The following is a 23,159-nucleotide window of genomic DNA, read 5'->3' on the forward strand; positions in this document are numbered from 1 at the left end:
TCCATGTATTTGCAGGAGCGGACCTTTTGTTTCGGTCCGTCCGGCGTTGACTACGGCGTAAAGGCTTTAAAAATCACCGAACCGTTCACGCCACCAAAACCGAAACCGTTGACCAGCACGCTGCGGATGGTCATCGGCTGCGCACTGTTTTTCACGATATTCAGCCCTTCAGCAGCACTGTCCAGCTGCGCGATATTCAGCGAAGGTGGCGCAATCTGCTGACGCATGGCCATCAGGGAGAAGATGGCACCGACGGCCCCGGCGGCGCCGAGCAGATGCCCGGTGGCAGATTTCGTCGAGGAGATCGCCGTATGTGCGCCGTCCCCCAGTACCCGACGCAACGCATTGATTTCGGCCCGATCGCCGACCGGCGTTGAGGTGGAGTGCGCGTTGATATAATCCACATCGCGCCCTGTTATTCCTGCCTGCTGGAGCGCAATGGTCATGGCGCGCGCAGCACCTTCGCCATCTTCCGGCCCGGAGGTAATGTGGTAAGCATCCGAGGTGGTGCCGTAACCGACCACTTCACCAAGGATAGTGGCACCACGCGCCTGGGCACGGCTCAACTCCTCCAGCACCAGCATTCCGGCGCCTTCTCCCATCACAAAACCATCGCGAGCCTGGTCGAACGGACGTGAAGCCTGCTCAGGGTGCTCGTTAAAAGCCGTTGAGAGCGCACGAGCAGCCTGGAAGCCACCGAGTGAAACCGGATTGATGCAGGATTCACAACCGCCAACCACGGCGATATCCGCATCATCAAAACGAATGGCACGGAAACCGTCACCGATACTTTGAATGCTGGCCGCGCAAGCGGAAACGGGTGTTCCCAGCATGCCTTTGAAGCCATATTTGATCGCCACGTGTGACGCCGCGAGATTGGCAATAAACGACGGAATGGTAAACGGTGAAAGCTTACGGCTGCCTTTTTCTGCCACGGTTTTGACCGCATTGCTGATGGCATGAAAACCGCCGATGCCGGTGGCAATAATGGTGGCGGTGCGCAGGCGCGCGGTTTCCGACAGATTATGCAAACCGGCCTGCGTGATGGCCTCTTCGGCCGCTGCCAGCGCCAGATGAATAAAGCGGTCCGCTTTACGCTGCTCTTTCACCGGGATAAGCGCAGCAATATCAAAGCCGTGCTGCGGGTCCTGTTCGATAGAAGGAACCTGCCCACCAACGCGGATAGTCGTATCGCCATACGCCTCTTCAGGAAGATGACGGATCCCGGACTGACCGGCAATCAGCCGTTGCCAGCTACCGTCTACGCCATTACCGAGCGGGCTGATTAAGCCCATACCTGTGATCACGACTCTTCTGCCCGTATTGTTCAACATGATGACCTGTAGGTTGCGAAAACAGGTTTCAGTGTACACGTGTAAGCTGAAAGATCCAGTGTCAATCACGCCAGGAAAAATTAAACAGGCAGCCAGGGGGAAATTGAAGCAGAAGGGTGAAACCGGGGGCAAGAAAAGAGAAAGGGCCGGATATCCGGCCCCTGGGTCATCAGTAGAACGAATGCTCACCGCGTTCGTGTTCTGTCAGGTCGCGTACGCCTTTCAGTTCAGGGAACGCTGCCAGCATCTCTTTCTCGATGCCTTCTTTCAGGGTCACATCGACCATTGAACAGCCGTTACAGCCACCGCCAAATTGCAGAATAGCAAAACCTTCGTCGGTGATTTCCATCAGGGAAACTTTACCGCCGTGGCTGGCCAGCTGCGGGTTGATCTGGGCCTGCAACAGGTACTCAACACGCTCAATTAACGGGGCATCTTCGTTAACTTTACGCATTTTGGCGTTCGGTGCTTTCAGTGTCAGCTGTGAACCCAGGTTATCGGTCACAAAGTCGATTTCAGCGTCTTCCAGATACGGCGCGCTGAGGGCATCAACATAGGCTGACAGCAGGGGAAACTTGAGTTCAGTATCCGTTGCTTCTACTGCATCGGGTGGGCAGTAGGAAACGCCGCACTCGGCAGTCGGTGTACCCGGATTAATCACGAATACACGAATTTGGGTGCCATCTTCCTGCTTTGAGAGCAGTTTTGCGAAGTGCTCTTGTGCAGAGTCGGTAATTAGGATCATGGCGATTGCTCAATAGTTAACTAATTTCATTGGTTATAATACGCCCATCACCGACGCTCTACAAGGTTCGGCACAGGCACCATATCTGTACGCTGGCAGCACCGTTGGCCAGCAGAAGGCGGCTGATCTCGGCGGCGGTACTGCCCGTGGTGACCACATCATCCAGTAAAGTGATATGCAGCCCGCGCACATCAATTTCAAGTTTAAACGCGCCGCGTAAGTTTTTACGCCGCGCCAGAGCGCCCAGTCGGTGCTGAATACGCCCCGCATGCATACGTGTGAGCGCTCGGGGTAAATAACGACATTGCGCCCAGCGTGCCAGCCGATAAGCCATATCCTCTAACTGATTATAGCCACGTTGCCACGCCCGGCGATGATGCAGTGGCACCGTCAGTAAGATATCGGGACGATTCAGCCCGCCTTCACGCCGTCGCATTAACCAGCATAGCAGTATCAACCGGGCCAGCATTACCGCAAGTGCGGTGGTGCGATAAAACTTGAGCCGGTTCACCAACTGGCTCAGCGGTGGCTGCCAGGGCGTGACGGACACCAGCCACTGCCAGGGAGGAGGACGGTGCAGGCAGCGGCCGCATTCACGGGTTGTCTCGCCGCTGGGCAGCCCACAGCGTGGGCAACCACCGCGCTGCGCCAGAAGGTGACGGAAACACACACTGCACAAGCCGTGCTGTGTAAGGCTGAGCGGCATCAGGCATAGCCAACAACCTGCTGGCATTGGTAGCATGGCGACCTCGACATTTAAATACAGGACGATAACTCATGACGGTGCTTCACTGGGAGACTATTGGACAGGGCGATCGCCATCTTGTGCTGCTGCACGGATGGGGTTTGAACGCCGGGGTGTGGCATTGCATTAGCGAGCGGCTCAGCGCACATTTTTGTCTGCATCTGGTGGATCTGCCCGGTTATGGCCACAGCCAGGGATTCCCGGTGATGACCCTTGACGAGATGGCTGCGACAGTGCTGGCGCAAGCCCCTGAGCAGGCTATCTGGTTAGGTTGGTCGCTGGGGGGGCTGGTCGCCAGTCAGGTTGCGCTGAACGCTCCGCATCGGGTACGTGGTCTGGTCAGCGTGGCATCCTCGCCTCGTTTCAGTGCGGAAGCCGACTGGCCCGGTATTAAGCCGGAGACGCTGACCACGTTTCAGCACCAGTTGAGTGAAGATTTCCAGCGTACCGTGGAGCGATTTCTCGCGTTACAAACCCTGGGGACGGACAGCGCTCGCCAGGATGCCAGGACGTTGAAAAGCGTGGTGTTTGAGCGGCCGGTGCCTGCGGTGGAGGTACTGAACAGCGGGCTGGAAATCCTCAAAACCGCAGATGTGCGTCAGGCGGTCGCCGTGTTGTCCATGCCATTTTTGCGGCTGTATGGGGCGCTGGATGGCTTAGTGCCGCGCAAAATTGTCCCTCTGCTTGATGACTGCTGGCCAGCCAGTACCAGCCATATTATTGAGAAGGCGGCCCATGCGCCGTTTATCTCGCATCCGGCCGATTTTTGTCAGCAGATTATCGATTTCAGTGAACGTGTCAGGCCCTGAATAGCGCCACGTAGCGAGAGTTGACCGGGGGATATTGGTGTTACTTATTGCAACAATTCATTGCGTTGTCGCTTTTCATATTGGGGCGGATAATGATCACGGCAGTGATTTTTACTGCCAGTGATTACTGGAAACATTGACCCTAAGGAGAGGAAGCTGATGAAACAGTTTATTGTGATAGCCGCTCTGTTGCTGGCTGGTGTGCAGGCGTTTAATGCCAGTGCGGCACAGGAAATTACGCGCGAGAAGGCGCAGGAAATGAAGCTGGAAAAGATCGGTACCGTAACGACCAACTCCACCACCAGTCCGATGGATGCTCATGCCCGGCTGTCGGATAAAGCGGATGCGAAGGGCGGTAAATACTTTGTGATCATCGCAGCCCAGGAGGGGAACCGCGATCACGCATTGGCCGACGTTTATAAGTAAGCGCTAGCCCCTGCCCACCCCCGGTGGGCAGATTCAGGCCTTCAGCCAGCAGAATTCCCACCCTTCCAGCAGCATCGCCTGCGCACCATCAATACGCTTGCCACTGGTGATATCCTGATACCAGCGCGCTTCTGGCAGCATCAGACTCACCGCTCTGTGGCTCAGGTTAAACACACACCACAGGGATCCCTGTTCTTCTCTTGCCTGGCGTTTCATCACCAGCAGTGAGTTATCGCTGTCGATGATGCTCATGGGATTATCCGGATGGAAAGCCGATTGCTGGATGCGTACCTGAATCAGCTGGCTGAGGGCAAAGTAGACCCGTTGACGCAGTGAATCCTTTTCCATTAACGCCTGTTCGATATCGCTGACGGCATATTTCTGGCGGTTGATCGCCCGGTTGTATCCGGCGGATTTGACGCCATCAACATCGTTACGTGAGCCGAGAATACTTTGCACGTAGATGGCCGGTACGCCGGGAAAGGCCAGCAGCAGCGCATGGGCCAGCAGGAAACGGCGCAGGCGCGTATCGTCGTCGTCATTCTTCTGATTCAGTGCATCCATATAGGTGACATTGATTTCATATGGGCTGGTGCTGCCGTCAGGGTTATTTTTATAGGAGATCAGCGCCCCTTCCATCGCCAGATCGCGCACCAGCGAGACGATCTCGGTTTCCGGCAGGATGCCGCGTAATGGATTCAGGCCGATGCCATCATGTGACGCGAGGAAATTGAAGAACGTGGTGCTGCCACTGCCGCCGCTGAGTGAGGCAGCCCACTGACGAAGGGCGCGTGACGATCCGTAATGGATCGCGTGCAGCACCAGCGGCGGCAGTGAAAACTGATACACCATCTGCGCCTCATCACGAGCATTACCGAAATAGCTGATGTTATCTTTGTGCGGCACATTGGTTTCCGTCAGCACCACGGTGCCCGGTGCCACCTCGTTGGCAATGGCGCGAAACAGCTTCACCAGTTGGTGGGTTTTTTCCAGATGAATACAGGACGTACCCGGGGTTTTCCACATATAGCCCACCGCATCCAGCCGCAGGTAATCGGCGCCTTTTTGCAGATAATCCAGTAGCACGTTCACCATGGCGATCAGCACTTCCGGGTTAGCGAAGTTGAGGTCGATCTGATCGGCGCTGAAGGTGGTCCAGATGAAACGCGTTTCACCGTCGGCCATCACAAAAGGTGTGAGAAGGGGGGAGGTGCGTGGGCGGGTCACAGCACGTAAATCGGTGGTGGGCGGCATGCTAATAAAGAAATCATCCCAGCCGGGATCCTGTGCCAGATAGTGACGAAACCAGGTGCTTTGGGATGACATATGGTTGCAGACAAAATCAAACATCAGCCGGGTATGCTGGCGCAGGGCGGCAACGTCCTGCCAGTCGCCACACTTGGGGTCCACCTGGTGATAATCAATGACGGAGAAACCATCGTCGGAGGACCAGGGGAAAAAAGGCAGCAGATGAACCAGATTAAAGCTGGATCCCAGGTGCTGTTGCCAGAAACGAGAGAAGGTGGTCAGGGTGGGTGTGTTTTCTTCATGAAACTGATCGGCGTAGGTGATCAGCACCACATCTTTTTCATCCCAGTGCGGCTTACGCGGCTGGTCAATACGCTCCCGCGCATCAGCAATCAGCGTATGCAGCCGCTGTAAGCAAGATGGCGGGAAAGTATAATCGTAGATCTTATCTATTAAGTTATTGATAATATCCATTATTATTCAGATTTCCACCACGAGTGAAAAATGCAGACGTTATTTTTCACTGTAGACGCTGGTCACAAAATCGCAACCCGCATCAGTGGCAACCCCCGCTTTTGGCACAGTTCTGGCAGCCCGTACTGACCTGTTTGACCGGGATCCGCGCCGGGGTGATGCGCACGCGGCGAAGTGCGGTCAGCAGCAGGACGTTGAACAGCACAACAATGGCAATAATCAGGCTGCTGCTGCCCGGATGCTGGTGGAAACTGGCGACCTGATAAAACAGTGCGGCCAGCGAGTAAGCCAGATCCAGCCCCCACAGAATCGAGAACAGCATCCAGCGGTTGCTGCTTTCACGGGCAATCGCACCCATCACCGAAACGCAGGGCACGTACAGCAGCACAAAAATCAGGTAGCTGTAGGCGGCGGCATCGCTGGCGAACTTGCTGTGCATGGTGCCCATTGCGCCGCTGGCCATTTCCGCATCCCCTTTACTGGCTTCAATCGGGTTGGCGAGCACGCTGAGGCTGAAGGTGGCTTTGATGCCTTGCCAGGTCTCAACCAGTGCATCACTCAGGAGCACGCGGAGGCTGAATTGTTCAGGGTCGAACGTCTGCTGTTGCAGTGCTTCAGCGGTATAGAGGGTGTTCAGTGTACCGACCACCACTTCTTTGGCCATCGCCCCGGTCAGCAGACCCACGGTGGCCTGCCAGTTATCAGCGTGAACCCCGATAGGCGCCAGCAGCGGTGTCAGTGCCTGGCTGACGCTGGCCAGCGCGGAATCATTCAGATTGCTGACCGGCTTGCCGCTGAACGAAAAGCTGTTCAGCGCACCGATAAGCATACTGACCAGCACAATCACTTTCCCGGCCCGCAGAACAAACCCCCGCAGACGCTGCCAGGTCTGCAACAGCAGGCTTTTGGCATGAGGAACGTGCCAGAGCGGCAGTTCCATCACAAAGGGACTGGCGGTACCGCGCATCAACGTATGCTTCAGCAGCAGGCCAGTGGCGATGGCCGCGCAGATCCCCAGCAGATAGAGGCTGAAAACCACCAGGGCACCGCGCTGGCCGAAAAAGGCCGCCGCAAAGACTGCGAAAATCGCCAGCCGCGCCCCGCAGGAGATGAACGGCGCCATCAGCACGGTGATCAACCGCTCCCGTGGTGCGTCCAGCGTGCGTGCGCCCATCACTGAGGGCACATTACAGCCAAAGCCAACAATCAGCGGCACAAAGGATTTACCGGGCAGGCCGAGCGCCTGCATCAACCGATCCATCACAAAGGCGGCGCGCGCCATATAACCGGAGTCTTCCAGAAGAGAGAGAAACAGATACATCATGCCGATCTGCGGTACCAGCGGCATCACGGTATTGATCCCGCCGCCAACGCCCTGCGCCAGGAACAGGGTCAGCCATAGCGGCAGGTGCAGCGTCGCCCCCAGCCATTGCGTACCCTGAATAAAGATCGCCGCTGAACCGAGGTCGAACAGCGGTTGCAGTGCGCCACCGAGGTTGATGGCGAGGAAGAACATCATATACATCACCAGCAGAAACACCGGCAGACCCAGCCAGCGGTTCATGGTCAGGCGATCCAGACGCTGGCTGAACAGGCTACGGCTCCCGGCTGCGCGGATGACCTTGTGGCAAAGTGATTCGAGAGTCTGATAGCGGCTACTGGCAATGGACTGGGCGGCATCGTCCCCCAGACGTTCATGAATGCCTGGCAGTAGCGCCTGGGCGGCGGGCATCTGCTGCTGGCTCCAGATATCCCCTTCCAGCATATGCAGGGCCAGCCAGCGTTTTTGCCCTTCGGGCGTGGCGGCGGGCATGGCAGCGACCAGTTCACGTAACGCCTGTTGCAGTGGCGGCGAATAGTCGACATCGAGCGGGGTCGGCTGGCGTGAGTAGCGGTCGATAGTCTCTTTCAGGCGATCGATGCCGCGCCCGCGAGTCGACACCAGCGGTACTACCGGGCAGCCCAGCGCCTGCTCCAGCGCCTGGAGATCTAACTCGGTTTGCTGGTTTTCAACAATATCCAGCATGTTCAGCGCCACGATACAGGGCTGGCCCATCTCCAGCAGTTGCAAGGTCAGATAAAGATTGCGTTCAAGGTTACTGGCATCCACCACGTTAATCACCAGGTCAGCGTCACCGCTCAGCAGATACTGACAGGCAATCTGTTCATCCAGTGATGCCTGTGCCGAGAGCGTGGTGAGCGAGTAGCAGCCTGGCAGATCAACCAGCTGTACCCGATGCTCTGCTGTAGTGAACTGCCCCTCTTTGCGCTCGACGGTCACTCCGGCCCAGTTCCCGACCCGCTGGCGCGATCCGGTGAGCTGGTTAAACAGGGTGGTTTTGCCGACGTTCGGGTTTCCGGTCAGTGCGATAGTGGTGGTTTTCATGCGGCATCTCCGGCGGTATGCATCGCTTCCAGCTGGAGCAGGGCAAGATCCTTTTTGCGCAACATCAGGCTTACGTGGCGGGTTTCGATATGCAGGGGATCGCCCAGTGGGGCGATGCGGATCAACCGAAAGGTCGCACCGGGCAACAGGCCCAGCGCCATGAGTTTCTGGCGAAATACCGGATTGATGGATGACGAAAAACCGGCGATTCGATAGGCGTGCTGTGGGATCATTTGCATTGGCGGTGCCTGCTTAAATAGACACTGAGAATTTTAATGAGAGTGATTCTTGCTCACATTGATATGGAGCAACTTAATCGCAGTGCGGGAGGGGGGGTTAGGAAAAAAGAGCGGGCCATCAGGCCCGCCGGGGGGATTAGCTTTTCTTGCCAAACGCAGCGGCCAGCGCGTCGCCCATTACGCTGTTGCTCGCAGACTGGGCGGCAGGGCGCTTGTTGTTGGCTTTTGCCGGGCGAGCGTTGTCGCGGTCCTGCGCTTTGTTGCCGCCACCGCGCCGCGCGTTGGTTTCGCCTGGCTGTTCGTCAAGACGCATGGTCAGTGCAATACGCTTACGCTGTAAATCCACTTCCATGACCTTCACTTTGACCACATCACCGGCTTTCACCACTTTGTGTGGGTCATCGACAAATTTATCGGCCAGTGAGGAGATATGCACCAGACCATCCTGATGGACGCCGATATCGACGAAAGCGCCGAAGTTGGTGACGTTCGTCACCGAGCCTTCCAGCACCATCCCCGGAAGCAGGTCATTCATGGTGTCGATGCCGTCAGCGAACTGTGCGTTTTTAAACTCAGGGCGCGGATCGCGGCCCGGTTTTTCCAGCTCTTTGATGATGTCACTCACGGTAGGCACGCCGAAACGCTCATCGGTAAAATCAACGGCTTTCAGGTTACGCAGCTCCGTCGGGTTACCCATCAGGTCGTTCAGTGCCTGCTCGGTGGCGGCGAGAATACGTTGCACCACCGGATACGCTTCCGGGTGTACGGTAGAGGCATCCAGCGGGTTATCTCCCTGGGCGATACGCAGGAATCCGGCGCACTGTTCAAAGGCTTTCGGCCCCAGACGACCCACTTTCAGTAACTGCTGACGGTTCTGGAAACGGCCGTTCTCGTCACGCCAGGTAACGATGTTCTGGGCGATCATCTTGCTCAGGCCCGCCACGCGCGTCAGCAGCGGCACTGAAGCCATATTCAGATCGACGCCCACGCTGTTTACGCAGTCTTCCACCACCGCATCCAGTTTTCTCGCTAACTGGCTCTGGCTGACATCATGCTGGTACTGGCCGACACCAATGGATTTCGGGTCGATTTTCACCAGTTCGGAGAGCGGATCCTGTAAGCGACGGGCAATAGAAACTGCACCACGTAGCGAAACATCCAGTCCGGGGAACTCCAGCGCCGCCAGTTCGGACGCGGAATAGACCGAAGCTCCGGCTTCGCTGACGATGACTTTCTCGCCCTGTACCTGCGGGAACTGCTTCTGCACGTCAAGATAGAAGCGCTCGGTTTCACGCGAGGCCGTGCCGTTGCCGATGGCGACCAGTTCAACCTGATGTTTGGTGCAGAGTGCAGCCACGGCGGCAGCGGCTTTGGCGGTCTGCCCGGTGTGAGGGTAAATGGTGTCGGTCGCGACCAGCTTCCCGGTTGCATCCACCACGGCGACCTTCACCCCGGTACGCAGGCCAGGATCGAGACCCATCGTTGCGCGCATACCTGCTGGGGCCGCCATTAACAGATCGTGCAGGTTACGGGCGAAGACGTTAATCGCTTCGTCTTCCGCACGTTCACGCACGGTGCCCATTAATTCGGTTTCGAGGTGCAGCAGCACCTTGATGCGCCAGGTCCAGCTGACCACGGCTTTACGCCAGGCATCCGCTGGCGCATTGTTCAGGCGCAGATTCAGATGGTCAGTGATGATCTGCTCACCGTGGCTTTCGCGCGGCGGCTCATCGAACTGCGGATCGGCATTCAGCGCCAGCTGCAAGATACCTTCGTTACGGCCACGGAACATCGCCAGTGCGCGGTGTGAAGGTACGGTGGATAACGCTTCATGATGGTCGAAGTAGTCACGGAATTTTGCGCCTGCCTCTTCTTTGCCATCGATGACGCGTGCGACGAGGTGGGCATTTTTCCACAGGTAGTCACGCACTTTTGCCAGCAGCCCGGCATCTTCTGCGAAACGTTCCATCAGGATATAGCGTGCGCCATCCAGCGCGGCTTTGGTGTCAGCCACACCTTTATCGGCATCAATGTAGCCCGCGGCCAGTTGTTCAGGATCGTGAGACGGCTCCTGCCATAACGTGTCCGCCAGGGGTTGCAGACCGGCTTCGATAGCGATCTGACCGCGCGTGCGGCGCTTCAGTTTGTAAGGCAGGTAGAGGTCTTCCAGCTCGGTTTTACTCAGGGTTGCGTTGATGGCCGCTGCCAGTTCATCGGTCAGTTTTCCCTGGTCGGCAATGGATTTCAGAATAGACTGGCGGCGGTCAGCAAGCTCACGCAGGTAACCCAGTCGGGTCTCCAGCTGGCGCAGTTGGGTATCATCTAACCCACCGGTCACTTCCTTACGATAACGTGCGATAAACGGCACGGTATTCCCTTCGTCCAGCAGGCGAACAGCGGCTTCAACCTGCTCTGGTCTGGCCTTTAGCTCACTCGCAATCAGGTGGCTCAGTGAATTATTCATCATTTTTGGATACTTTTTAGCTTAAGAAATTGGCAACAGTTATACGGATTGCAGCAGCATAATGCCAGTCATCAGGCTGTCAGCATGGCCGCTACTCGAATTATTTTGAGGGGGCGTAGCTGATCGCATTGACGTACCACAGCGCTTCACCCACCGGGGTGTGGACGACGGCAGCATCACCGATCTCTTTTTTCAGCAGCGCACGCGCCATCGGCGAATCGATAGAGATATAGTCATTGCGGCCAAAGATTTCGTCATAGCCGACAATGCGAAAACGCTTCAGATCGCCCTCATCGTTTTCCACTTCTACCCAGGCACCGAAAAATACTTTGCCATCCTGCTGTGGTGAGTAGTCGACAATACGCAACTGTTCCAGGCACTTGGTCAGATAGCGTATCCGGCGGTCAATTTCACGCAGACGCTTTTTGTTGTACTGATAGTCGGCATTTTCACTGCGATCGCCAAGGCTGGCCGCCCAGGTGACCTTTTTCGTCACTTCCGGGCGATCTTCACGCCACAGGAAGTCCAGCTCCTGCTTCAGCAGGTTGTAGCCTTCGCGGGTAATCAGTTTGGTTTTCATCGTTCAGCCATCGTCATCTGGATATGGAGACTATTTTGTTGTGCTGTGTGAAGGGATGCAAATCCATTGTTCCGAATTATGCCGCAACGTTACTGCTTGTTTGTCATGATAAATACGCTGACACACTACGGATTATCCCCTGGTTTTTTTGACCTGGATTAAAGATAAGCTGCTGTTTAATATGCTTTGTAACAATTTCGGCTACAATATAAACCATTATTGACTGTTACATTCAGGCATCTTTTTTGAAAATACAGGCTCAGGCAATAGCGCCTTTGGGAGTAACGAAATGCAAGAAAATTACAAAATCCTGGTGGTAGATGATGACATGCGTTTGCGTGCATTGCTGGAGCGTTATCTGACCGAGCAGGGCTTCCAGGTGCGTAGCGTGGCCAATGCTGAGCAGATGGATCGCCTGCTGACGCGTGAATCATTCCACCTGATGGTGCTGGACCTGATGTTACCTGGCGAAGACGGCCTGTCGATTTGCCGCCGTCTGCGCAGTCAGAGCAACCCGATGCCGATTATTATGGTCACCGCCAAAGGCGAAGAAGTGGACCGTATCGTGGGTCTGGAAATCGGTGCAGATGACTATATTCCAAAACCGTTCAACCCACGTGAACTGCTGGCCCGTATCCGTGCGGTACTGCGTCGTCAGGCGAATGAACTGCCGGGCGCGCCTTCTCAGGAAGAAGCGGTGATTGCTTTCGGTAAATTCAAGCTGAACCTTGGTACCCGTGAGATGTTCCGTGAAGATGAGCCGATGCCACTGACCAGCGGCGAGTTCGCCGTGCTGAAAGCGTTGGTGAGCCACCCGCGTGAACCACTGTCGCGCGACAAACTGATGAATCTGGCCCGTGGTCGTGAGTACAGTGCGATGGAGCGTTCTATCGACGTACAGATCTCCCGTTTGCGCCGCATGGTGGAAGAAGATCCGGCTCATCCGCGCTACATTCAGACCGTTTGGGGCCTGGGTTATGTCTTTGTGCCGGACGGCAGTAAAGCATGAGGCGATTCCGCTTCTCTCCCCGTAGTTCATTTGCCCGCACACTGTTATTGATCGTTACCTTGCTGTTCGTCAGCCTGGTCACGACCTATCTGGTGGTGCTGAACTTTGCGATTTTGCCCAGCCTGCAACAGTTCAACAAAGTTCTGGCCTATGAAGTACGTATGTTGATGACCGACCGTTTGCAGTTGGAAGATGGCACGCAGCTGGAAGTGCCTCCGGCATTCCGCCGTGAAATCTACCGGGAACTCGGCATCTCGCTGTATACCAATGCAGCGGCGGAAGAGAGCGGATTACGCTGGGCGCAGCACTATCAGTTCCTGAGCCAACAGATGGCACAGCAGTTGGGCGGCCCGACCGATGTCCGTGTGGAGGTCAATAAGAACTCGCCGGTGGTGTGGCTGAAAACCTGGTTGTCGCCGGATATCTGGGTGCGCGTTCCCCTGACCGAGATCCATCAGGGTGATTTCTCCCCACTGTTCCGCTACACGCTGGCGATTATGCTGCTGGCGATCGGTGGGGCCTGGTTGTTTATACGTATCCAGAACCGCCCGCTGGTGGAGCTGGAGCACGCGGCGTTACAGGTGGGTAAAGGCATTATTCCCCCGCCACTGCGTGAGTATGGTGCATCTGAAGTTCGTTCCGTGACGCGGGCATTCAATCAGATGGCATCTGGCGTGAAGCAGTTAGCCGATGACCGAACCCTGCTGATGGCGGGCGTCAGTCATGACCTGAGAACGCCATTGACGCGTATTCGTCTGGCGACGGAAATGATGTCTGAGCAGGATGGCTATCTGGCCGAGTCGATCAATAAAGATATCGAAGAATGTAATGCGATTATCGAACAGTTTATTGATTACCTGCGTACCGGCCAGGAGATGCAATTCGAACGTGCGGACCTCAACAGCGTGCTGGGTGAAGTGGTGGCGGCAGAAAGCGGCTACGAGCGTGAAATTGAAAATGCCGTGATGTCCGCTGAGCTGATGCTGGATATCAATCCGCTGGCGATTAAGCGTGCTATCGCTAATATGGTCGTCAATGCGGCCCGCTATGGTAATGGCTGGATTAAGGTCAGTTCCGGCCGCGAGCTGCACCGTGCATGGTTCCAGGTGGATGATGATGGTCCCGGTATTGCACCCGACCAGCTTAAGCACCTGCTTCAGCCGTTCGTGCGCGGCGACAGCGCACGCAGTACCAGTGGAACCGGCCTGGGGCTGGCGATTGTGCAGCGTATTATTGATGCTCATCAGGGTTCGCTGGAGATTGGTAAGAGTGAAAAAGAGGGCTTACGCATTCGAGCCTGGCTGCCGTTACCCCCTGCCAGCCTTCCCGCAGGGCCGGTGGGGCAACCGCAGAAATAATGGACCGCCCACAACGGAATGCGGATATCCGGCGCGTAGGGGCTGACCTTCTGTTTCGGTCAGCCCGTGCTGCTGATATGCACTACGGATTGGGTCCGTGCTGCTGGTCGACCGGAAAAAATGGTCGACCACTACGGGCATTTCCCCATTGTCATTTCACAGTGTTGGCCCTGCTTTCACCAGCGCTTCACCCGCTTTTGTATCGGTAAATTTATCGAAGTTATTGATAAATCGCTGTGCTAAATCCCGTGCTTTTGCTTCCCATTCGTCTTCACTTGCCCAGGTGTGCCGTGGGTCGAGCAGCTTGCTGTCCACGCCTTTCAGGGTCAGCGGTATTTCCAGATTGAAAATCGGCAGGGTGGTGGTATCCGCATGGGCAATATCACCGCTAAGGATCGCATTGATAATCGCCCGCGTATCGGCCAGCGAAATGCGTTTCCCGCTGCCGTTCCAGCCGGTATTCACCAGCCAGGCTTCCGCGCCTGCGTCTTTCATGCGCTTCACCAGAACCTCAGCGTACTGCGTGGGGTGCAGGGTCAGGAACGCGGCACCAAAGCAGGCAGAAAAGGTCGGCATTGGCTCGGTGACGCCGCGCTCAGTACCGGCCAGTTTGGCGGTAAAACCCGAAAGGAAATGGTACTGGGTCTGGCCTGCGGTCAGGCGTGATACGGGCGGCAGCACGCCAAAGGCGTCAGCGGTGAGGAAAATCACCTTCTTCGCGTGGCCGGCTTTCGATACAGGTTTAACAATATTGTCGATATGGTAAATCGGGTAGGAGACGCGGGTGTTTTCGGTTTTGCTGCCATCGTCATAATCCACTGAACCATCGCTGCGCACGACAACGTTCTCCAGCAGGGCATCAGGGCGGATCGCATGGTAGATCTCCGGCTCTGCTTTTTCTGACAGCTTGATGGTTTTAGCGTAACAGCCACCTTCAAAGTTAAACACGCCATCATCATCCCAGCCGTGCTCATCATCGCCAATCAGTTTGCGCTGTGGATCGGTCGACAGTGTGGTTTTTCCCGTGCCCGACAGGCCGAAGAATATGGCAACATCGCCTTTTTCACCGACGTTGGCCGAACAGTGCATCGATGCAATCCCTTTTAGCGGCAGCAGGTAGTTCATAATAGTGAACAACCCTTTCTTCATCTCACCGCCGTACCAGGTTCCCCCGATAAGCTGCATGTTTTCCGTCAGGTTAAAGGCGACAAAGTTCTCAGAATTCAGCCCCTGCGCCTGCCAGTCCGGGTTGGTGCATTTGGCGCCGTTCATCACCACGAAATCGGGTGTGAAGTTCGCCAGACCCGCTTTATCCGGGCGTATAAACATGTTCTTCACGAAGTGCGCCTGCCAGGCGACTTCCGTGATAAAGCGCACGCTGAGGCGCGAGTCCGGGTTGGCGCCGCACCAGGCATCGACCACAAACAGGCGTTTGCCGGAGAGCTGCGTCGTGACAAGGTTTTTCAGTGACTGCCAGGTTTCCTGCGAGAGAGGATGGTTATCATTTTTACCTTTGCCCTGATCGCTCCACCACAGCGTGTCGCGGGTGGTTTCGTCACGTACCAGATATTTGTCTTTCGGAGAACGTCCGGTAAAAATGCCGGTATCAACGGCGACAGCGCCAGACTGCGTGACGATACCGCGCTCAAAACCGTTTAATTTGGCCAGGGTTTCTTCCTTAAACAGGGTGTCATAATCAGGATTATGAATCACCTTAACCGTATCAGTGATGCCATAAGCGACGAGGTCCTGCAAGGTCAGGTCGTTAGTGTGCATGTTACTGCTCCTTTGTCGGTTTTTTGTACTGCGTCAAATTGTAGGGGTATTTCGACTTGATTACCGCGAGCGACCTCCGACTTCTGCATCAGTGCCGGGGGATGCCACGATCGCGCGCAGTTTACACCCGCCAGAAAACAGCGAAAGCGACAAATAAAGAAAATGAGAAGCAACGCTGGGTTCGGTGAAAAGAACCGCATTTGTTGCATTTATAGTGCTAACTAAACGGCTATTTGTAGTGATAAATACCAGGTGGTGGTGATTTTTTAGATGTAAGTCTCGGAATTATGTGACGGGAGTATCGCATTGTTTTTCGATGAGAAAATGCAGGAAGAGGGGCAAAGCGTGGCATCGGGGAAAAGAGAAAGGCCGGATAATATCCGGCCTCTGGCGATTAATGAACCTGCTGGTCACCTGTCGCTGAATCATTACGGATCGCGGCAATATCGACCGCATCATAGACGTAATGATTACCGCAGTAGTCACAGTGCATATCGATGTTGCCATCTTCCTGCAGGATCTGGTCCACTTCTTCATCCGGCAGTGTGCGCAGCACGTCACCACAACGTTCGCGTGAACAGGTGCACTTGAAGCTCACGTTCTGGGGTTCAAACAGGGTGACTTCTTCCTGATGATAGAGACGCCACAGCACGTCATTCGCTGGCAGACCCAGCAGCTCTTCCGTTTTAATCGTATCCGTTAAGGTCGCCAGGTGGTTGAACTCATCCAGGCTGGCATCCTGCGCCGGGAGAACCTGCAACAGAATACCCGCTGCACCTGTCTGCGATTCTGTTGTGCCGGTACGGATAAACAGGCGGGTAGGAAGCTGTTCAGAACGCATAAAATAATCTTCCAGGCAGGCGGCCAGGGTGTCACCCTCCAGACCAACAACGCCCTGATAGCGCTCACCTTCTTTCGGTGAAATGGTGATCACCAGATAGCCATTTCCGACCATCTCTTTCAGGCTGCTGCCGTCGGCAATCTCACCTTGCATACGCGCAACACCGCGCATTTCCTGAAGATTGTTTCCGTTGATCACCGCCATGTTAAGCGGGCCATCACCCTGCAATTGCACCGTAATGTCACCGTCAAATTTCAAGGTAGCAGTCAGCAGGCTGGTGGCGACCAGCAGTTCGCCCAGGACCTGTTGCACTGGCTGAGGGTAGTCATGACCCTCAATGATTTCCTGCCATGTCTGGGATACGGTAACCAGTTCGCCGCGCACAGCGTGATTTTCGAACAGGTAACGGTGCATTTGGTCTTGCTGGGACATAGTGTTTCTCTCGAGTGTGGCGTTATTCGTCGCCAGAATGTTTAAATTTCATCAGGTCACGACGTTCCTTTTTATCAGGACGCCGGTCAGGGTGCGGCATAGTGAGGGCGTTCATTTTACGCGCCAGTGCCACTTTTTCCCGCTTCTCAATACTCTCTACCGTTTCACGGTATAACTGTTGTGCGACGGCCGCCGGGCCACGTTTGTCAGTGACCGCCTCAATCACCACGGTGCGCTGATCGTTACCCTGGCGCAGCGTCAGCTCGGCAGCCACTTCTACCAGTTTACTGGGTTTGCTACGCTGGCCATTGTAATGGACTTTGCCGCCTTCGATCATTTCGCGTGCATCTGCACGGGTTTTATAAAAACGTGCGGCCCAAAGCCATTTATCGAGCCGGACCCCTTCTGAGGGTTTCTCTTTCATCGCTGCTCCTTTTGGGAATACCCCTATATAGGGGGTCCCCCGTCGTCTTTCAAGTTAACGGGTGGGGGCGTCCAGGATTATTTTGTAGGGAAGGCATTAACTATTAAAAATAGCACAAGATGCGCTGGGCTCAGAACATCGGCCGCACAGTCTGGATATCGTTCAGCGAATGGTTGAAGCATTTGTCGTAATACTGATGAATTTCCATCATCCGCACGCGATTACGGTGGGTGCGGCGCAGCGCCAGTAGCGTATTCACCACCAGACTCAGGATGAGCGTCAGCAGCAGCAGGCTGCTGCCGAGGTAGTGCCACAACGTCATGATGTCCGGCTCGCTGTGCAGGGCGATGTGCCGCGTGCCGTTGGCATCGGTGGTGATGCTGGTAATGATGCCGTTAGCGTTAAACGGTGTGTGCAGCAGCATACCTGCCAGACGTTGCAGTTCTGGCCACTGATCGGGCGCGTTGTAATCAAACAGTGAAACTGCCGGGACAGGCTGGTTCACTAACTGACGACCTTCATCACTGAGGATCAGGAAGCCACCCGGAGGCGGGCTGTTCAGCGCATCTGCGGCACGGCGTGTTTCACGATAGAAGAAAGAGGACGTTGCGGTATTGACCAGGTTTTCCAGCGCTTCGGCGCTCACCGGGCGCAGTAGCACGTTCATGCCGTTCAGCGCGCCGGAGTTGGCGCGATGCACCAGCGTCTGCCAGTCTTTGGCATTACCGAGGTTGACCAGCGCATTTTTCAGGCGCACACAGTCCTGCTCCTGGCTGCACAAGTCCTGCGTTTTTAGCACGATATCGGAAAAATCATCCAGCAGGATCATGCCTGACTTCTGAATGGCGGTCGCCAGCTGCGGATTAAGTTTTGGGTCGGTGCTGGTCTGTGGATGAAGTTGCATCCGGGTGGTATCCAGCAGCGCTGTGGCTTTATCGATAATATCCGACTGTGGCAGGGGCAGGGGATCGGCATTATTCCAGTACACCGCAGCGCAGTCGAACGGCATAAAGTCATAGCTGCGGTTGCCCTGATAGGTGGCGGGGATTGAACACATCCCCGTGCCTTTGACTTTCAGGCTGTCGCCTACATGCAGGGCAACGTTTTCTAAATCACTCACCTTTGTGACCTGCAAACTTTCCGTGCCTTTGATCCATGCCAGACTCAACTTCAGTGGCATGCTCAGGGGGATCCAGGAAATCAGCAGTATCAGCACCAGTAAGGAACCTGCGGCCAGCACGACATTTTTACGCCAGCGCTGGATTGGGAAATTACGCACCTCATCATGCAGGGAGAGGAAGCGTCCCTGGCGAACGACCTGGCGATTAAGATAGATATCAACATCGGTGGTTTGACCCAGGTCCTGGGCAACGTAGCTTTGCCAGTGTGGCGGATAGATTAAATCGATAATGCCCAGTGAGATATTGCTGACCTGACCCTGGTTGGATTCGCCGAATAAGCCCCAGCGTTTTGGTGCGCCGCGCAGGCAATGGATATCACGCAGGTCTTTCTCTGTAGGGCGGCGGTACAGCATCCAGAAGCTGAACATAATCATGCTCATGCCGGCCAGTATCAGCCACGGCATCATCACAACTGGCCCCATCAGACTGATGAAAAACAGCAGTAATCCCGTGCTGATAAGCAGGGCTTCCCGAGTGCCATCCGGTCTGCTCAACGCATACTCTTCCTTGCTCTCTTTACGCACGCTGAGAAGCTCAACATTCTCGCCCTCTTCCTTGCGTATAGAGGCATTTTGCCCGGTCGCACGGACCATCGGCACCAGCGCAGGCGATTCCCAGCGGTACTGAGTTAATGAGTGCCCGTTAAGCGAAATGACCAGCGGGATCGTTTGCGTTTTGATCAGCTCAACGTAGTTCTCTTCCGCAATGTACTGCTCCCATAGCGGGGGCAGATGCACTTCAACCGCATCCAGGTAATAGCGCCATTTATTTTGGTCGTCGGTTGAGAGTCCGTAGCGGGTGATGGAGCGAGTGACGGGATAAACATTATTACTTTGCGACGTCAGAACCAGATGTTCAGGTGAGCTACTGGCGCCAGTTGGCTGAGTATCGTGACGATTATTGGCCAGCATTGAGACATAGCGTTCTACCGCTGTGCGTTCTTCATCGCTCAGTTTACGATAGGGGGGACTAATGAATGGCAGTGGTTTCGCCAACGGCGGGCGATGCCGCATAGCGTACCAAAAAAAACAACCTGCCGTCACCGAGCAGGCCAGCATTACAGCCAATATGATGACTATTGTGCTCATGCTCCCCTCATTCCTGCCACGATGCTCCTGTCAATTCTCTCGCATAAGATGGTGGGTCAATACCAGCCAAATATGGCAAGTGAAGACAGAATAGGCAATTCACTGTGTGATTAAAAATAGCGCTAAAAATCATAAAATTAGAATAATTGTATAGCATGGCCGGGGATGATGTTACCAGGCATTTGCCATAACAGATATCGGCATAATCCTATTTTTTAGGCGTTTAATTGACTTTCTTTAAAAGATTTTTCTTATATTAACAAGGATTTGTTATAAAAAAGTAAAATGATTCATGCGATGATTGGTTTCCTGCGGCACCTGCCGCACAATGGACAATAGCACACCCGTGTTTGCACCGGGCATGACGTTAACCTTATTCGGCTTTTCGCTGGGGCCATGATGACCAGACAATTACAGAAACCTACTATCCACAAAGTTGAATCTGTTGCACGCTCCAGGTTGTTCACGGTTGAAGCCGTCGATCTGGAGTTCAGTAATGGCGCACGCCGTGTGTATGAACGCATGCGTTCCTCCGGCCGCGAAGCCGTCATGATCGTACCGATTATCGATGACCATCTGATCCTGATTCTGGAATATGCCGTCGGGCTGGAAAGCTATGAGTTGGGGTTTCCAAAAGGATTGATTGATGCGGGTGAAACACCCTTTGAAGCCGCTAATCGTGAGCTCAAAGAAGAGGCCGGGTTTGGCGCCTATCAACTGGAGACGTTGGGAAAACTGACGATGGCACCCTCCTACTTTTCCAGCCAGATGAACATAGTGGTGGCAGAGGGGCTGTATCCTGAGAAGCTGGAAGGGGATGAACCTGAGCCATTACCGCAGTTACGCTGGCCGTTGAATAATTTGCTGGCGCTGCTGGAAGAGCCTGATTTTCGTGAATCGCGTAACGTCAGCGCGCTGTTTCTGGTGCGCGAGTGGCTGGTGAAGCAGGGCCGGCTGAGTTACTGATGTGAGCTAATCTTAGCGGGTGAGCATTGTTGGCTGACCTGTAATAAAAAATGCCGGGCAATTGCCCGGCATTTTTGTATCAGAACAACTCGTGGCTTTCGCCGTTGTCCATCAGTGTGGTACCGACATCATGTACGGAATACTCTGTCGGCTGGGTGCCGTTGATGAAGTACTCCGCGCGGCTGTTGCCACTACCGTTAGCCAGTTTGCCGGTGCTGCGGTCGATATTCACTGTCACCACGCCGTCTGGCGGTGTTAGTGGTTGTAACGGAACGCCATCCAGCGCGGATTTCATGTAGTCATCCCATGCTGGCTGGGCGCTCTTGGCACCGCCTTCGTAGCCTGATATCTGATCTTTGATCGCCCCGGAAGCGGTGGTGCGTCCGAGGTCACGGCGGTGATCGTCAAAACCGATCCACACCGAGGTGACAACCCCGGGTCCGTAGCCAGAGAACCAGGCATCTTTTGAGCTGTTAGTGGTACCGGTTTTGCCACCGATATCGTTACGCTTGAGGTCACGGCCAGCACGCCAGCCCGTTCCCATCCAGCCTGGCTCACCAAACACATTCGAATTCAGCGCGCTTTTAATCAGGAATGACAGCGGGGTGTTGATCACGTGTGGCGCGTACTGCTGCTGGCTATCCTGCTGTGAAACCTGCTCCAGCTGTGGTTGTGGCACGGCAACGTTGTTACCTTCCGACGACACCGCCACGTTTTCCACGCTGTCTTCACTTAGCGCAACTGACTTCTGGGTGTCGCCATAGATCACCGGCAGATTACACTCGGCACAGGCAACTTTCGGTTTCACTTCGAAGACGTGATTGCCCTGCTCATCATCGATGCGCGTGATGAAGTACGGGTCAACCAGGAATCCGCCGTTCGCCATTACAGAGTAGCCACGTACCATCTGCAATGGGGTGAAGGAGGCCGAGCCGAGCGCCAGTGATTCTGTATGGACGATGTTCTGCGCCGGGAAACCAAAACGCTGTAAATATTCGGCCGCATAGTCAACGCCCATTGCGCGCATAGCACGCACCATCACAACGTTCTTCGACTCACCCAATCCCTGACGCAGACGGATGGGACCTGCGTAAGTATTCGGTGAGTTCTTCGGACGCCAGTCCGCACCGGCACCGGCATCCCAACGGGAAATCGGCACATCGTTAAGAATGGATGCCAGCGTTAAACCGCGATCCATTGCCGCGGTATACAGGAACGGTTTGATATTGGAACCGACCTGACGTAACGCCTGGGTTGCGCGGTTAAACTTGCTCAGATTGAAGTCAAAACCACCCACCAGGGCGCGCACGGCACCGTCGTGTGGGTCGAGCGATACCAGTGAAGAGTTCACATCTGGCACCTGGCCCAGCTGCCAGTCGTTCTCCACCTTGCGTACCCAAATCTGCTGACCAGGCTGTAATACCTGGCTAACCGAACGCGGTGTGGCACCTTGTAAGGTGTCTGACTTGAACGGGCGCGCCCAGCGAACACTGGCGAGGTTTAGGGCAACGTTGCTGCCATCACGCATAATTACAGTGGCTTCATCGCTGTTACTGGTGGTGACCACTGCCGGGAACAGCGGACCGTAAACTGGCAGGGACTTCAGCGTTTTCATGATTTCGCTGTGGCCCCACTCCTGCTGGCCCACTTTCCACAGCACAGCGGCCGGACCGCGATAGCCATGACGCATGTCATAAGCAATGACGTTGTCCTGTACCGAGGTCTGTGCCGCCACCTGGAGCTTACGGGTGACGGTGGTATAGACCTTGTAGCCATCGTTGTAGGCGTTCTCACCAAAGCGTTTGATCATCTCCTGACGCACCATCTCAGTCAGATAAGGCGCTGAGAAGGCAATTTCTGGCACATGATAGTTCGCCACCAGTGGTGTGCTGCGCGCTTCGTTGTATTGCGTCTGTGTGATGTAGCTTTGGTCAAGCATACGTGCCAGCACAGTATTACGGCGCTGCACGGCACGATCATGAGAATAGAGTGGGTTAAATGTCGACGGTGCTTTTGGCAGGCCGGCGATCATGGCGATTTCACTCAGTGACAGCTGATCAACGGTTTTACCAAAATAGACCTGTGCAGCTGCGCCAACACCATAAGCACGGTAGCCGAGATAAATCTTGTTCAGATACAGCTCAAGGATCTCATCCTTGCTCATCATCTGTTCAATGCGAATGGCGAGGAACACCTCCTTGACCTTACGTATCAACGTACGCTCAGGGCTGAGGAAGAAGTTACGTGCCAGCTGCTGAGTAATGGTACTGGCACCCTGCGACGCATGACCGGAAACCAGCGCAATGCTGGCTGCACGGAAAATGCCAATCGGGTCGACGCCATGATGTTCATAGAAACGGCTGTCTTCCGTCGCAATGAAGGCCTTCACCATTTGCGGTGGGATTTGTTGCAGCGTCAGTGGAATACGACGTTTCTCGCCGTACTGCGCGATAAGCTCGTTATCGGCACTGTAGACCTGCATTGGCGTCTGCAGACGCACATCTTTCAGCGTGGCGACATCCGGGAGTTGCGGCTCTATGTATTTGTACAAACCATAGATCGAGCCAGCTCCCAACAAGATGCAACACACTGCAAGGATCAATAAATACTTTACGAACTTCACCTGATATTTCC

General features: G+C 55.1%; 18 protein-coding genes. 5 read left to right on the forward strand and 13 right to left on the reverse strand.

Features of this window, described 5'->3' with window-relative positions:
• Positions 1–50: 50 nt before the first annotated feature.
• From fabF to gntX, 3 genes are all read right to left on the reverse strand, one after another.
• Complete coding sequence (gene fabF / locus ACFL9S_RS01270) at positions 51–1,334, reverse strand: beta-ketoacyl-ACP synthase II (protein WP_405259849.1); 1,284 nt, start codon at positions 1,332–1,334, stop codon at positions 51–53.
• Between the two features lie 169 nt (positions 1,335–1,503).
• Entirely contained in the window at positions 1,504–2,079 is a 576-nt protein-coding gene (nfuA, locus tag ACFL9S_RS01275) for a Fe-S biogenesis protein NfuA (protein WP_133846647.1), read from the reverse strand.
• A 58-nt stretch (positions 2,080–2,137) separates the two neighbouring features.
• Positions 2,138–2,821 (reverse strand): DNA utilization protein GntX, encoded by a 684-nt coding sequence (gene gntX / locus ACFL9S_RS01280; RefSeq protein ID WP_405259851.1) that lies wholly within the window; start codon positions 2,819–2,821, stop codon positions 2,138–2,140.
• Between the two features lie 35 nt (positions 2,822–2,856).
• Between gntX and bioH the strand changes: the two genes are divergently transcribed.
• On the forward strand, positions 2,857–3,633 hold the full coding sequence (bioH, locus tag ACFL9S_RS01285; protein ID WP_405259852.1) for a pimeloyl-ACP methyl ester esterase BioH: 777 nt from the start codon (positions 2,857–2,859) through the stop codon (positions 3,631–3,633).
• A gap of 159 nt (positions 3,634–3,792) precedes the next feature.
• Positions 3,793–4,059: a YdgH/BhsA/McbA-like domain containing protein gene (locus tag ACFL9S_RS01290; RefSeq protein WP_405259854.1), complete on the forward strand. Its 267-nt coding sequence runs from the start codon at positions 3,793–3,795 to the stop codon at positions 4,057–4,059.
• 33 nt (positions 4,060–4,092) lie between these two features.
• Here ACFL9S_RS01290 and ACFL9S_RS01295 read toward each other — a convergent pair whose 3' ends face one another.
• The 5 genes from ACFL9S_RS01295 to greB form a co-directional block, all read right to left on the reverse strand.
• Positions 4,093–5,781: a sugar phosphorylase gene (locus tag ACFL9S_RS01295; protein ID WP_405259856.1), complete on the reverse strand. Its 1,689-nt coding sequence runs from the start codon at positions 5,779–5,781 to the stop codon at positions 4,093–4,095.
• Between the two features lie 82 nt (positions 5,782–5,863).
• Positions 5,864–8,167: a Fe(2+) transporter permease subunit FeoB gene (gene feoB, locus ACFL9S_RS01300; RefSeq protein WP_405259858.1), complete on the reverse strand. Its 2,304-nt coding sequence runs from the start codon at positions 8,165–8,167 to the stop codon at positions 5,864–5,866.
• The gene (feoA, locus tag ACFL9S_RS01305; protein WP_405259860.1) at positions 8,164–8,406 is read right to left on the reverse strand and encodes a ferrous iron transporter A; all 243 of its coding nucleotides are present in this window, start codon (positions 8,404–8,406) and stop codon (positions 8,164–8,166) included. Before feoA ends, feoB begins: the two co-directional genes overlap by 4 nt.
• Before the next feature lie 136 nt (positions 8,407–8,542).
• Positions 8,543–10,873, reverse strand: coding sequence for a Tex family protein (locus ACFL9S_RS01310; protein WP_405259862.1), 2,331 nt, complete (start codon positions 10,871–10,873; stop codon positions 8,543–8,545).
• 97 nt (positions 10,874–10,970) lie between these two features.
• Positions 10,971–11,450 carry a transcription elongation factor GreB gene (gene greB / locus ACFL9S_RS01315; RefSeq protein WP_405259863.1) on the reverse strand — a complete coding sequence of 160 codons (480 nt, stop codon included), beginning with the start codon at positions 11,448–11,450 and terminating at the stop codon, positions 10,971–10,973.
• Positions 11,451–11,739: 289 nt separating this feature from the next.
• Between greB and ompR the strand changes: the two genes are divergently transcribed.
• The gene (gene ompR / locus ACFL9S_RS01320; RefSeq protein WP_001157751.1) at positions 11,740–12,459 is read left to right on the forward strand and encodes a two-component system response regulator OmpR; all 720 of its coding nucleotides are present in this window, start codon (positions 11,740–11,742) and stop codon (positions 12,457–12,459) included.
• Positions 12,456–13,817, forward strand: a complete 1,362-nt coding sequence (gene envZ / locus ACFL9S_RS01325; protein ID WP_405259865.1) for a two-component system sensor histidine kinase EnvZ — start codon at positions 12,456–12,458, stop codon at positions 13,815–13,817. The genes ompR and envZ overlap by 4 nt, the downstream gene beginning before the upstream one ends.
• Positions 13,818–13,973: 156 nt before the next feature.
• Here envZ and pckA read toward each other — a convergent pair whose 3' ends face one another.
• The 4 genes from pckA to ACFL9S_RS01345 all read right to left on the reverse strand — a co-directional run bounded on the left by pckA (position 13,974) and on the right by ACFL9S_RS01345 (position 19,559).
• Entirely contained in the window at positions 13,974–15,593 is a 1,620-nt protein-coding gene (gene pckA / locus ACFL9S_RS01330; RefSeq protein WP_405259867.1) for a phosphoenolpyruvate carboxykinase (ATP), read from the reverse strand.
• Positions 15,594–15,987: 394 nt separating this feature from the next.
• The gene (hslO, locus tag ACFL9S_RS01335; protein ID WP_405259868.1) at positions 15,988–16,866 is read right to left on the reverse strand and encodes an Hsp33 family molecular chaperone HslO; all 879 of its coding nucleotides are present in this window, start codon (positions 16,864–16,866) and stop codon (positions 15,988–15,990) included.
• A 22-nt stretch (positions 16,867–16,888) separates the two neighbouring features.
• On the reverse strand, positions 16,889–17,290 hold the full coding sequence (gene hslR, locus ACFL9S_RS01340; protein ID WP_405259870.1) for a ribosome-associated heat shock protein Hsp15: 402 nt from the start codon (positions 17,288–17,290) through the stop codon (positions 16,889–16,891).
• Between the two features lie 130 nt (positions 17,291–17,420).
• The gene (locus ACFL9S_RS01345; RefSeq protein WP_405259872.1) at positions 17,421–19,559 is read right to left on the reverse strand and encodes an intracellular growth attenuator family protein; all 2,139 of its coding nucleotides are present in this window, start codon (positions 19,557–19,559) and stop codon (positions 17,421–17,423) included.
• 399 nt (positions 19,560–19,958) lie between these two features.
• Between ACFL9S_RS01345 and nudE the strand changes: the two genes are divergently transcribed.
• Positions 19,959–20,525: an ADP compounds hydrolase NudE gene (nudE, locus tag ACFL9S_RS01350; RefSeq protein WP_405259873.1), complete on the forward strand. Its 567-nt coding sequence runs from the start codon at positions 19,959–19,961 to the stop codon at positions 20,523–20,525.
• Between the two features lie 79 nt (positions 20,526–20,604).
• Here the strand turns inward: nudE and mrcA are convergent, their stop codons facing one another.
• Positions 20,605–23,148, reverse strand: coding sequence for a peptidoglycan glycosyltransferase/peptidoglycan DD-transpeptidase MrcA (gene mrcA / locus ACFL9S_RS01355; RefSeq protein ID WP_405259874.1), 2,544 nt, complete (start codon positions 23,146–23,148; stop codon positions 20,605–20,607).
• Between the last annotated feature and the right edge of the window lie 11 nt (positions 23,149–23,159).

Source organism: Erwinia sp. AnSW2-5, assembly GCF_045107195.1.
GTDB lineage: Bacteria > Pseudomonadota > Gammaproteobacteria > Enterobacterales > Enterobacteriaceae > Erwinia.

Coding starts and splice junctions, on each gene's coding strand:
- fabF (WP_405259849.1), bottom strand. CDS start 1,334: ATGTTGAACAATACGGGCAGAAGAGTCGTGATCACAGGTATGGGCTTA.
- nfuA (WP_133846647.1), bottom strand. CDS start 2,079: ATGATCCTAATTACCGACTCTGCACAAGAGCACTTCGCAAAACTGCTC.
- gntX (WP_405259851.1), bottom strand. CDS start 2,821: ATGCTACCAATGCCAGCAGGTTGTTGGCTATGCCTGATGCCGCTCAGC.
- bioH (WP_405259852.1), top strand. CDS start 2,857: ATGACGGTGCTTCACTGGGAGACTATTGGACAGGGCGATCGCCATCTT.
- ACFL9S_RS01290 (WP_405259854.1), top strand. CDS start 3,793: ATGAAACAGTTTATTGTGATAGCCGCTCTGTTGCTGGCTGGTGTGCAG.
- ACFL9S_RS01295 (WP_405259856.1), bottom strand. CDS start 5,781: ATGGATATTATCAATAACTTAATAGATAAGATCTACGATTATACTTTC.
- feoB (WP_405259858.1), bottom strand. CDS start 8,167: ATGAAAACCACCACTATCGCACTGACCGGAAACCCGAACGTCGGCAAA.
- feoA (WP_405259860.1), bottom strand. CDS start 8,406: ATGCAAATGATCCCACAGCACGCCTATCGAATCGCCGGTTTTTCGTCA.
- ACFL9S_RS01310 (WP_405259862.1), bottom strand. CDS start 10,873: ATGATGAATAATTCACTGAGCCACCTGATTGCGAGTGAGCTAAAGGCC.
- greB (WP_405259863.1), bottom strand. CDS start 11,450: ATGAAAACCAAACTGATTACCCGCGAAGGCTACAACCTGCTGAAGCAG.
- ompR (WP_001157751.1), top strand. CDS start 11,740: ATGCAAGAAAATTACAAAATCCTGGTGGTAGATGATGACATGCGTTTG.
- envZ (WP_405259865.1), top strand. CDS start 12,456: ATGAGGCGATTCCGCTTCTCTCCCCGTAGTTCATTTGCCCGCACACTG.
- pckA (WP_405259867.1), bottom strand. CDS start 15,593: ATGCACACTAACGACCTGACCTTGCAGGACCTCGTCGCTTATGGCATC.
- hslO (WP_405259868.1), bottom strand. CDS start 16,866: ATGTCCCAGCAAGACCAAATGCACCGTTACCTGTTCGAAAATCACGCT.
- hslR (WP_405259870.1), bottom strand. CDS start 17,290: ATGAAAGAGAAACCCTCAGAAGGGGTCCGGCTCGATAAATGGCTTTGG.
- ACFL9S_RS01345 (WP_405259872.1), bottom strand. CDS start 19,559: ATGAGCACAATAGTCATCATATTGGCTGTAATGCTGGCCTGCTCGGTG.
- nudE (WP_405259873.1), top strand. CDS start 19,959: ATGACCAGACAATTACAGAAACCTACTATCCACAAAGTTGAATCTGTT.